The organism is Bartonella sp. AD328YNZD, assembly GCF_042196425.1.
Map to the genome: position 1 here is coordinate 1 of NZ_JBHIQG010000359.1, position 2,324 is coordinate 2,324.

Consider the following 2,324-nt stretch of genomic DNA (forward strand, 5'->3'; position numbering starts at 1 on the left):
CAAATTAATGAAGCTATTCATCACCTTACCAAAGGACGCACAACGATTATCATTGCTCATCGCCTTTCAACAATTGCCCGTGCTCATAAAATTGTGGTCATACAAAATGGACAACTAATTGAACAAGGTACTCAAAAAGAATTGCTCGCAAAAGAACATGGGTTTTATAAAAAACTTCATAATATCCAGTTCAAAAAACATACCCCCTAATTTCTAGATCCTTAAATAAGATTTGAAATAAAAAATGGATAGAAGGTAATGCTTCATTTATAAAAAAAGACTTGTTATCAAGAAAAAGCATTACTTCAATCAAGAATTGGCAAAGAATTTATGGTTTATTGAAAATAAACTTCTTGGATTTAAATGAAACCTTTACTCGCTATTTTGTTGAATGCAATTGACTTTAACCACGAAACTTCAAAAACCCCTTCCCTTCCTCAAATAAGTGTTGAAACATTCATAAGTGTTGTGAATCCCTGAAAAAGAGAGCATCAAGATTTGAAAAAATTGTTACGGAGGAGGAATCTGGATTAATACAACCTTTATCCGTGTTTATCCCTGCACTGATAATTTTTTTCTCTACACATTTTAAAGGACAAAGATTCTACCCAATCTGATCTGTAACAATCTAGATTTTTATTGAGTTCATTCCGCTTGATAACAACTTATGTGATTCACTTATACAAGGCTTACCCTAAAATATTTACCACGTGTTTTCAGAATACTGTGTCAAAATTACATATCTTATATCACCTCACCTCAAATGTCGGTCTTTTATAGTACAATAGAATAAGCTAACAATTATAAATTGTGCTGCAAATTATAGATACACTCCGTGTAAGAAAAACATTGAAAAATAAGAGAGGATTTTATAAAACTTTTTTTACTGTTGTAGCTTGCTTTAAAGCAAGCTTTGCTGTTTTTTCTACATCTAGAAACTAAAATGATATTCCTCTAATACCTTAACTGCTTGAAGAGTTTACAAATGCACAACGTTAATGCTTATATAAGGCTATGATTCAATATGCAAAAAAACAGATGAAAAGCAAAATGACATTCCTCTTTCTTTTAATCGCTAAAATAGAAAAATACGACATATAACTCTGATAAATATTTTTACAAAAATACCTGTCAACATACATCTTAACACTTATTTATAATCATAATTTATTATTTTACATCTCAAATAAAAAATACGATGTAATTTGCTTATTGCAAATCTTCTTTATATTGAGGATGAATCAATCCAAAGCACTTGTTGTGCGCCATAAGAGACATTAGCGTGTTTATAAAAACTCTTAAGATCAGCAATAAAAATACCTCTATGCTTTCAAGTGCAAAGGTTATCGTCAACATGACAAGCTAAAAAATAGATAATAATGCCGGCTTATATCTTTAATAAATACTTATACCTTTATTAATAACGGTAGTATGGATTTTATACCATTCATAAGAGGTATTTTATACCATTTCACAAGCAACCTTATGAAATAGGCTCAAGTGCACACTGAGAAATTTTTCTTTAAAACAAGCACGTGAACTTGCAACACAATAATGTTATATTTTGGAGTATTCTGTTTGGAGGGCTATTTGTTATAAGAAAAGTGATCTCATTCAAAAATACAATAAACAAAAATCTAAAATAATAGGTAATTTTTATTATTAAAAAGTATTGCTTCAAATGCGTTTGACAATAAAATCAATATCTTATGAATTCTCCGCTTGCCTCACGCTTTTATTTATCACGTTCTTTAATGGAATCATGTCCTTCACGTAAAAACAGAATGCCATTGTGTTGCAAATTCACCTGCTTGTTTTAAAGAAACCTCTCTCAAAGTCTTTCCCAAACCCATTTCGCGATAACATCCGTGAATTGTATAATGATAAATCCATTAAGCTCCCCATCTTTACACTTATGGAGTAACAAGCCGGCACCATTTACACTATTTTCCAGCCCCTAATGTTGCGACAGCTCTTAGCTCTCGAGATGATTCATAAGAGGCATTTTTAGTCATTTCTTAATAGTTTTATCCACACAGGATTCCCAGCTTGTAGCATGCAAGCCGAATGATTTTGATTGATTCAACGCGAGAGAAATTCGTATGATATGCATAGTTCTAATTCAAGTTGAATAACGATAAATTATCTTTATAAATCAATATATTGCACACACTACATTCTTTAGGCAACAGCACCACATGGGCTTGAAAACAAGATAAGGTATTTCTCTGAAATAAATATATAGCAGCAAAATAACATACTATCTTTCGTGAAGATTTTGTCCCTTTAGAGAATAAATCGAATATTTCAGATAGTTCTCTTCA

Annotated in this window: 2 pseudogenes; one reads left to right on the plus strand and one right to left on the minus strand. The window is 31.1% G+C overall.

What is annotated here, in order from left to right:
- A pseudogene (locus tag ACFIO3_RS11740) lies at window positions 1–210 on the plus strand (ABC transporter ATP-binding protein); the annotation flags it as partial.
- Window positions 211–1,738: 1,528 nt separating this feature from the next.
- Here the strand turns inward: ACFIO3_RS11740 and ACFIO3_RS11745 are convergent.
- Window positions 1,739–2,005: pseudogene (locus ACFIO3_RS11745) on the minus strand (Arm DNA-binding domain-containing protein); the annotation flags it as partial.
- Window positions 2,006–2,324: the final 319 nt, after the last annotated feature.